This window comes from Vreelandella hamiltonii, from assembly GCF_014651775.1.
Taxonomy (GTDB): Bacteria; Pseudomonadota; Gammaproteobacteria; order Pseudomonadales; family Halomonadaceae; genus Vreelandella; species Vreelandella hamiltonii.
Window position 1 is genome coordinate 50037 of record NZ_BMXN01000022.1, and the last position, 6902, is coordinate 56938.

Annotated in this window: 7 protein-coding genes and 1 tRNA gene; 3 read left to right on the forward strand and 5 right to left on the reverse strand. The window is 57.4% G+C overall.

Annotated elements, in window-relative coordinates:
* Nucleotides 1-30: 30 nt before the first annotated feature.
* Together IE091_RS15115 and folE are read right to left on the reverse strand one after the other, a co-directional pair.
* Entirely contained in the window at nucleotides 31-1488 is a 1458-nt protein-coding gene (locus IE091_RS15115) for an NAD-dependent succinate-semialdehyde dehydrogenase (protein ID WP_039178199.1), read from the reverse strand.
* 132 nt (nucleotides 1489-1620) lie between these two features.
* Entirely contained in the window at nucleotides 1621-2172 is a 552-nt protein-coding gene (folE, locus tag IE091_RS15120; RefSeq protein ID WP_039178202.1) for a GTP cyclohydrolase I FolE, read from the reverse strand.
* A 380-nt stretch (nucleotides 2173-2552) separates the two neighbouring features.
* Here folE and IE091_RS15125 point away from each other — a divergent pair, with 380 nt between their 5' ends.
* Entirely contained in the window at nucleotides 2553-3128 is a 576-nt protein-coding gene (locus IE091_RS15125; protein WP_096923069.1) for a hypothetical protein, read from the forward strand.
* 51 nt (nucleotides 3129-3179) lie between these two features.
* Here the strand turns inward: IE091_RS15125 and IE091_RS15130 are convergent, their stop codons facing one another.
* Nucleotides 3180-4166, reverse strand: a complete 987-nt coding sequence (locus tag IE091_RS15130; protein ID WP_096923070.1) for a serine/threonine protein kinase — start codon at nucleotides 4164-4166, stop codon at nucleotides 3180-3182.
* Nucleotides 4167-4198: 32 nt separating this feature from the next.
* The gene (locus IE091_RS15135) at nucleotides 4199-4897 is read right to left on the reverse strand and encodes a ComF family protein (RefSeq protein WP_229800860.1); all 699 of its coding nucleotides are present in this window, start codon (nucleotides 4895-4897) and stop codon (nucleotides 4199-4201) included.
* 84 nt (nucleotides 4898-4981) lie between these two features.
* Between IE091_RS15135 and IE091_RS15140 the strand changes: the two genes are divergently transcribed.
* Together IE091_RS15140 and IE091_RS15145 are read left to right on the forward strand one after the other, a co-directional pair.
* Nucleotides 4982-5066: transfer RNA gene (locus IE091_RS15140), tRNA-Leu, on the forward strand.
* A 160-nt stretch (nucleotides 5067-5226) separates the two neighbouring features.
* Nucleotides 5227-6465, forward strand: coding sequence for a tyrosine-type recombinase/integrase (locus tag IE091_RS15145; RefSeq protein WP_189464026.1), 1239 nt, complete (start codon nucleotides 5227-5229; stop codon nucleotides 6463-6465).
* Between the two features lie 212 nt (nucleotides 6466-6677).
* Here the strand turns inward: IE091_RS15145 and IE091_RS15150 are convergent.
* The coding region (locus IE091_RS15150) for a hypothetical protein (protein WP_229800861.1) at nucleotides 6678-6902 on the reverse strand (225 nt) is incomplete at its 5' end.

The following is a 6902-nucleotide window of genomic DNA, read 5'->3' on the forward strand; positions in this document are numbered from 1 at the left end:
GAAGCACTTCGCAGGGGGTTTTTTTGAGGGTCACCCCAGATCGATGCACAGGTACTTGGTTTCCAGGTACTCCTCCAGCCCCTGATGCCCCCCTTCACGCCCCAGGCCGGATGCCTTGACGCCACCAAAGGGCGCTGCAGCGTTTGAAATCAGCCCGGTATTGATCCCCACCATGCCATACTCGAGCGCTTCGGCCACGCGCCACACCCTGGCCAGATCACGCGAATAAAAATACGCGGCCAGACCATACTGCGTATCGTTGGCCATTTCGACCGCCGTCTCCTCTTCGTCGAAAGGAAACACCGCTGCCAAGGGGCCGAACGTCTCTTCCTGGGCCACTTTCATGCTGTCGTTGGCAAAGCTGACCAACGTGGGCGTGAAGAAATTCCCCCCCAATGGATGTGGGTGGCCCCCCAACAACAGCTCGGCGCCCTTGTCGATGGCGTCCTGAACGTGTTCACTGACTTTTTTGACGCCATTTTCATCGATCAGCGGGCCAATATTGATCCCTTCTCGCGTCCCGTCACCGACTTTCAGCTCGCTGTTCATGGCCACGGCCAGCTTCTCGCAGAACGCATTGATGACGCTGGACTGCACCAGAAAGCGGTTGGTACAGACACACGTCTGCCCCGCATTACGGAACTTGGCAGCCATGGCGCCTTCGACGGCAGCGTCCAGGTCGGCGTCTTCAAACACGATAAAGGGCGCGTTGCCACCTAATTCCAGGGAAATCTTCTGAACGTGCTCAGCGGCTTGAGCCATCAACTGGCTGCCCACCTCGGTCGAGCCTGTAAAGGTGATCTTGCGCACCTTGGAAGAGTGAGTGAGCGCCTCGGCAATATCCGCCGCACGCCCAGGCACGACGTTGAACACACCGCGCGGCACGCCCGCCCGTTCTGCCAACAGCGCCAAGGCGGTCGCCGAGAACGGCGTCTGGCTGGCAGGCTTCACGACGATGGTACAGCCCGCCGCCAAGGCGGCGCCTGCTTTACGAGTGATCATGGCCGCCGGAAAATTCCACGGCGTAATGGCACCGACAACGCCCACGGGCTGCTTGGTCACCACGATACGCTGATTGGCTTTGGCTGCAGGAATGGTTTCGCCGTAGACTCGACGTGCCTCTTCGGCAAACCAGCGTAGAAAACTGGCCGCATAGGCAATCTCGCCGGCGGCTTCCTTGATCGGCTTGCCCTGCTCATAGGTCATCAGCATGGCGAGATCCTGCTGATGCTCCATCATCAGATCGTGCCATTTCATCAACACGTCGGCACGCTCTTGCGCCGTCATGCCGCGCCAGGCAGGCAGTGCAGCGTACGCAGCATCGATGGCACGCTCGGTTTCTGCCTTGCCCAGCTTGGGCATATCCCCTACGAGCTCACCCGTGGCGGGGTTCACCACCTTGATTTGCTCGCCACTGTCGGCGGCTACCCAACTGCCGTCGATATAGGCAAATGGGCAGTAAAGCTGTGTTTCTCTCAGCGCTTCCATGACAAACTCCTGACCAGAGGATGGCCTTTCAGGCTCATTGACCTCTTCATGCTAAGACGAAATGGCAGTCTTGACCAAGTTCTCGTCAGGAATCCTTGTACGTATCGTACCTTAACTGAGTGCGTGTCGGCCTTAACTGATCAGCGTCAGAAACTCTTGGCGCGTTGCCTGGTTGGTACGGAAGCCTCCCAACATGACCGACGACGTCATGCTGGAGTTCTGCTTCTCCACGCCACGCATCATCATGCACAGATGGCGCGCCTCGATCACGACGGCCACCCCTTTGGCTTGCGTGACCTGCTGCACTGCCTCGGCAATTTCACGGGTCAGATTCTCCTGAATCTGCATGCGACGTGCATACATGTCGACGATACGCGCAAATTTGGACAAGCCCAGAACCTTGCCGCTGGGCAGGTAGGCAATATGACACTTGCCAATGAAGGGCAGCAGATGGTGCTCACACATGGAGTAGAGCTCGATATTCTTGACCAGCACCATTTCGTCGGTTTGCGATTCGAAGACGGCCCCATTTACCAGCTCTTCCAGCGACTGTTTGTAACCTGCGGTCAAGAACTGCATGGCCTTTGCGGCGCGCTTGGGTGTATCGCGGAGCCCCTCGCGATCAGGGTTCTCTCCCAGGGCGGTGATAATTTGACGGTAATGTTGGGCGATATCGTCGGTCATGGTAGGCCTCATATTCGGTACGTGTTCGCTTTTACTGGATCGCCTTGTGCAACCTGCCATGCAAGAAACTGGCATGACATGAACACTGATGTGTCTTGTGCGGCATGGTGACGTCAATCTCGGCCATACCACTTCATTGTTGGCTCACCCTGTGCTGGGCGGCGCTTTATCGTCTTGCAAGCCGAAAGCCCTAACTTATACAAGAAATATACTCTAAAATAATTTATGTACAACAAGAGCGATACAGTTACGTATTCTAACGCACATGAAGTGGCTGTGGCAGAGTGACACGCTCCCCCCTTCGTGCCTATCGGTGCTGTGCTATGATGAAGGCACAATTTCCTGCCAGGCAGGCGGGTGCACTATATCGAGATCTCATTATGTCATTTAAATCATCAGCCTACTGGCTAACGGCCTTGCTTGGCACAGCATTCATCAGCCCTTTGCAAGCGGCAGAACCCAAACTGACGCTGCCCAGTGGTGCCAACCTGGGTGTAGAAGTGATCGAGACTCTGCGTTTTGACAGCCAGCATGCTCGTCACAATGATATTCTGCTACACCCTGCCCAAGTCGACGGTAGCTCGCACGAGCTGCCAGAGTATTGCCTGATGGTGGCTACTGCCCAACTGAGCGGCGAGCGGATACGTATCACCACGCAAGATGCTACTTGCATCGAGACCGAAGGCAGTGAAAGCGCCATCTATTCGGGAACGTTTGCCGCCAGCGCCTACGCGATGGATGGGCAATACGGGATAGAGTGCCCGTCGGGTAACTGTGAACTCTCCCCAGGCGAGGCCTTTCTACTGACCCTGGATGAAAACGTCAGTATCGATGCGCAGGACAACCCCTCCGCCGAAATCAATGCAACGCGCAGGCAGGCCAACGGGGATGGCGTCGCCAACCCTATCCCCAGCGAGCGCCCCGACCCTGACCAGGCGCCCACAAGCAATCAATAAGCTGACATTAGCAACGGAGTGAACAGGCTGGCCTGGCGGTGCCAGGCCAGCTTAACGATTGCCGCCAGCAAGCCATACAGGCGATTCCAGCTGCAGGCTCTGCTGTTCGAGCAGACGAATGTGCTGATCCCAGTACCCCCGTTCTGCCACCCAGGGAAAAGCAGCAGGAAAAGCCGGATCATCCCAGCGAGATACCAGCCAGGCCGCGTGACGAATCAAGCGATAGGCGCGCAATGGTTCGATCAACACCAACTCAAGCTCGGGGAATGCCCTCACCTCTTCATACCCTTCGATCAACTCATCCAACTGCCCACGCCAAAGCTCAGGGTCGTCTACAGGCAGCAGCATCCAGACATCCTGGATGGCGGGCGCCATCAGGCAATCATCGAAATCCACCAGCGTAAAGTCATCATCCCGCCCCAAAATATTACCCAGATGGCAGTCACCATGAGCCCGCAGATAGGCGTCGGGGCTTAGCGACACGCGCGCCAACTGCTCCATCAACTTTTCCACCACGGTCTGGTATGCCCGGGACTGGTACTTATCCAAATGCGGGCTTGCCAGGACTCGCTGCGCGGCATCGGTAACGCCATCCGTGAGCGACAAACTCTCCCGATGCTGAAACCGCTGGCGAGCGGCAACGTCATGCAAGCGCCCCAAGACATTTCCCAAGGCAAACAGGTGTGCCGGGTTATCGAGCTCTGGCGCCTGGCCTGCACATTGGGGGAAAAGCGAAAAGCGGAAAGTTTGGTAGTGATGCAATGAAACGCCATCAGCTGAGCACCATGGCGCGATCACAGGGACACCGGCCAGCGCCAGCTCCCTCAGGAAGTCATGCTCTTCCTGAATCGCGGCATCCACCCAACGTTCGGGGCGATAAAACTTGACCACCCAGCGCTCGCCCTCTTCATCGCGAAACATCAGCACGCGATTTTCATAACTGTTCAAGGCAAAGGGCTCGCCTGCGGGCCAGATACCCACCGACTCGATGGCCGACATCACCAGGTCGGGCGACAGGCTGCTAAACGGGTGCGCCATGGATCACTCCTTTCATTGGGCCAGCCAGTATATCAACTCTTCTCCAGCGGCGTGCGAGACGCCGCCCACACGTCCACGCGCGTGGCACCCGCCGCCAGAGCCGCCAACGCCAGAGCATGCCCCGTGGCACCCGTCGTGACAACGTCATCGATGATGATGACCCATTCTGGCAGTGGACCCGCCACGCGGTAGGCTCCTGCGAGGTTACGCTGACGCTCGGCTCGATTCAGTGACCGTTGCGAGGGTAGCCGCTTGTGACACTCAGCCCCCAGCATCGGTAGGCATAGCCGCTTGCCCAATTGCCTGGCCAGCCACTGGGCCTGGTTGAAGCCTCGCTCGCGCGCCTTGGAAGGATGCATGGGCACCGGCAGCAACGCGCCCCCCAGTTGCACTGGAGGCGTCGAGAGCATCAGCTCGACCAGCAGCGTTCCCGCTCGCGCGGAACCATGAAATTTGAAGTCATGCACCAGTTCTGCCACGCACTCCTGGTAGCGGAGTGCCGCCGTTGTATGCGTAAAGGCAGGGGGCGCTACCAGGCAGTGGCCACAGCGTCCACCCCCACCAGCGGGCAAGGGTTCGGCACATTGCGGGCATGCCGACGTGTTCCAGGGCAGCTCCCGGAAGCACTGCGCGCACCACCCCTGCTCACCGCAATCCGCCGATAGGCAAAACGCACAGTAGCCCGGCAATTGGCGCGACAACCACTGGTTCACGTACTGAACCATTCGCATAGCCACCTCCTCTGCCAACTGGTTTAAAACAGGATGATTGCATTGACATTCATACGTTTATTGGTAGTATACGCAGCGTCTTCTGCGGATGTGGTGGAATTGGTAGACACGCTAGATTTAGGTTCTAGTGCCGTAAGGTGTGGGAGTTCGAGTCTCCCCATCCGCACCATACTCAATCCCCTTGAGTATTCCACGCAGTGATCCAAGCCTTGCTACGAGTGGCTTTTATCGCCACTCTATCACCTGACGTAACCTAGAATACCCCCTCCAACTCGCTCAACGGTGTATGCCGTAGTTGGAGGCATACACGTTCAGGGAGCAGGCAGGCGATGAAGCGCTCACAAATCAAACGGCGACCTCTCGCCGACACTGTACTGGTTTCTCTGGAGCCCGAAGATAAGGATTATCGGGAACTGGATAGCGCCGGTCTCTACTTCCGTGTAAAGCGCAATGGCGCAAAGTCCTGGGAACTGCGATACAAGCGACCAAATGGTCGCTGGACGTGGAAAGGGCTCGGCGGATTCCCTGGTGTCAGCGGCAAGCGAGCACGACGCGAGGCCGAAGACCTTCGAAGGCTCATTGCTGATGGTGTGGATTTATCCACGGTGGACCAGAATGCAAAGCCGCGCTACCTGTTCCGCGACGTCGCCGAGGATTGGTATCAGCGCAAGATCAATGCAGGCCGTGCTGGCGGGACCACTAGGCAGATGCGCTTGTACCTCGACAAGGATATTTTGCCCGCCCTGGGGCGAAAATCCCTGGATGAAATAACACGCCAGGACTGTACTGAACTGCAAAAGCGTCTTGAGGAGCGTGCCGCTCACAACATAGCGAAGAAAGTGCGCGGGTGGGTTAGCCAGATGTTCTCTCTGGCAATCGCAGAGGGGAAATGTGAGCTGAATCCCGCTAGCGAATTGCGCCATGTCGCTGCCGCAGCGCCGAAAACCACACACTACCCACACCTGCTAGAGCCAGAGCTACCTGGGTTCCTTCGCGCTCTGCAACGATCACGCAGCCGCCAAATCACTCAAGCGGCCGTCTGGATGGTGCTGCGCACGGCATCACGGCCAGGCATGGTGCGCTATGCACAGTGGTCTGAGATTGACATTGAAGGGGCCACTTGGACCATCCCAGCGGAGAAGATGAAGGCACGCCGAGACCATATCGTGCCGCTGTCCACACAGACAGTAGAATCACTTCGCGAAATCCGCCAGCAAACCGGGCGGCAGCAGCTTGTGTTTCCTGGCCAGGGTCCGAAGAATCCAGTGCTGAGTGAGGGCACGATCAACAAGGCCATCGCTCTGGTGGGCTACAAGGGTAAGCTGACGGGCCACGGGTCGCGCCATACGGCGAGCACACTGCTTCGCGAGCACAGCTGGCCAAAGGATCACGTCGAGGCGCAGCTTGCCCACAAAGAAGAAGGTATCGCCGGTGTCTACAATCAGGCGGCCTATCTGGAGAAGCGCCGCTTCATGATGCAGTGGTATGCCGACTACCTGGATGCACTCTCGCGTGGGATAACAACAGAGGAAAAGGCGACTTTCAAAAGAAGAATTGAGTCGGCTTAAGCACGAGCATAAACATTTTTCCGTGCAAGCATTCGACCGAGTGGCGTGGGAGACCTGTCCGCTTCCTCTGCTCGACCCAGGTTGGCCCGGACTCGGTGGCAATGTTGCCCTCGCGCCTAGTGGACACTTCCACTGCCCCCATTATGAGGCTTATCGGGGTGTCAGCTCCAATTGGACCACTTCCGATTGAGTACATTCTTATTTGATTTTGGTCATAGTCTGACAAGCCCCTGCGGCAGGCCGAAGACCTCTATACCTCTGGGCGTAGCCTGTCCAATTTCGATCTTGATACGCCGGGGTACGTCCTGTAGCGAAGCGCGATATTCGATGTAGGTATCGTTTTCTTCGTGACGAATTACCTCAGGAGGCACCACCATGGCGCCTTCGCTCCTATAGGTAGTGATATGCACATGGGCACTCATACCAAGACGAATGTA

Bases quoted from the DNA above. Each gene is read 5' to 3' on its own strand.
- IE091_RS15115 (WP_039178199.1), bottom strand. From the start codon at position 1,488: ATGGAAGCGCTGAGAGAAACACAGCTTTACTGCCCATTTGCCTATATC.
- folE (WP_039178202.1), bottom strand. From the start codon at position 2,172: ATGACCGACGATATCGCCCAACATTACCGTCAAATTATCACCGCCCTG.
- IE091_RS15125 (WP_096923069.1), top strand. From the start codon at position 2,553: ATGTCATTTAAATCATCAGCCTACTGGCTAACGGCCTTGCTTGGCACA.
- IE091_RS15130 (WP_096923070.1), bottom strand. From the start codon at position 4,166: ATGGCGCACCCGTTTAGCAGCCTGTCGCCCGACCTGGTGATGTCGGCC.
- IE091_RS15135 (WP_229800860.1), bottom strand. From the start codon at position 4,897: ATGCGAATGGTTCAGTACGTGAACCAGTGGTTGTCGCGCCAATTGCCG.
- IE091_RS15145 (WP_189464026.1), top strand. From the start codon at position 5,227: ATGAAGCGCTCACAAATCAAACGGCGACCTCTCGCCGACACTGTACTG.